Origin of the sequence: Paracoccus laeviglucosivorans, assembly GCF_900182695.1 — a bacterium.
Classification (GTDB): Bacteria; Pseudomonadota; Alphaproteobacteria; order Rhodobacterales; family Rhodobacteraceae; genus Paracoccus; species Paracoccus laeviglucosivorans.
Map to the genome: position 1 here is coordinate 1 of NZ_FXTK01000081.1, position 1,179 is coordinate 1,179.

The 1,179-nt window shown below is 62.6% G+C and carries 1 protein-coding gene; it reads right to left on the minus strand.

The annotated features are described in order from the left end of the window. Positions 1-442 precede the first annotated feature (442 nt). A partial coding sequence (locus tag FN835_RS21115) for a DUF4394 domain-containing protein (protein ID WP_221930509.1) occupies positions 443-1,179 on the minus strand: 737 nt, incomplete at its 5' end.

The window sequence follows — 1,179 nt, forward strand, 5'->3', positions numbered from 1 at the left end:
GCCGGCCTGCTCCGGCCGCAGTTCATCGTGGGCTTGACCAGCTTCGCCATGATCGCACACGTCGCGCCGTCACTCTAATCGAACCGAAGGGCGGGAAGCGGACCTTCGCTGCGTCGTGGACGAATGACCGGAATGGGGGAAATTGACGATGAAGTCCGAGTCGCCAACTATTTATAGTATTTTGAGTTCCTCAATTTCGCGAAGCGCTGCACGTTCAAAGCGTTTAATTTGGTGAGAAATTTTTTCGTCTCCTCCAAAGGCGGCGGCACTCCGACGACCGTAGGAGGAAAAGTTTCTAACGATACGAAGACCCTCCTTGTCGCGCACCTTCAGATGGGCGAAGCGGCGATACAGCCGCCCACAGGCAAGCATGAAACCATGCGATCCGGGAAGCCAGGCCCCCGGATCGCACACTCATTAAGTCAACAAATCGCCGCCAAGACTACATCGCGGGGAGTATGGCAATATCGCGCACGTTCGCGCCGTCGATCCTGCCGGCCTCGGTGGTCGCACCGGTTTCCAGATTGACCGAATGGAAGCCGCCATCGACGACCAGCCATGCCTCATTGCCGCCCTTACCGTCGGAGGCGATGTCGAACCCGGCCTCGGTCGGCTTCACGCCGATGTCGCCCACCGGGTTCAGCTTGCCGTCATTCGGCGGGTCTTGCAGAACCAGCCAGCCCGCTGCGCCGTCAATGTTGAAAAGCTGCGTCTTCTCGGTCCCCGCGTAGGAATTGGTATAGGCACCCGCGATCACGTTCGGCGTCGTGCCATCGGCATAGGCGTGGCTGCCATCGGTGACCACCTCGCCGGTATCGACGGTCACGCGCAGGCTGGTGCCGTCGCTGCCCATGACGCGCAGCTTGTCGGCAGCCGGGTTGAAATCGACCGTCGCCGACACGCCGTCAGCCAGCTTGGTGGCCAACGTGCTGACCTTGGTCGCCGCCCCGGTCTGGGGGTCGATCGTGGCCAGCGTGCCATCCGTGAAGACCCCGTAAAGCTTGCCATCGGCCGGGCGCACGTCGATCCCCAGCAGACGCCCTTCGACGCCCGAGACGGTGACGCCCCCGGTGCGGGTCCAGCGTTCCGTGTCCAGCCAGTGCAATTCGTTGTCGCCCGACAAGCCCACGACAGTCGCCGCCATTGCGGGCGCGGCAAAAGCCGACAGCAGCAGCGCGG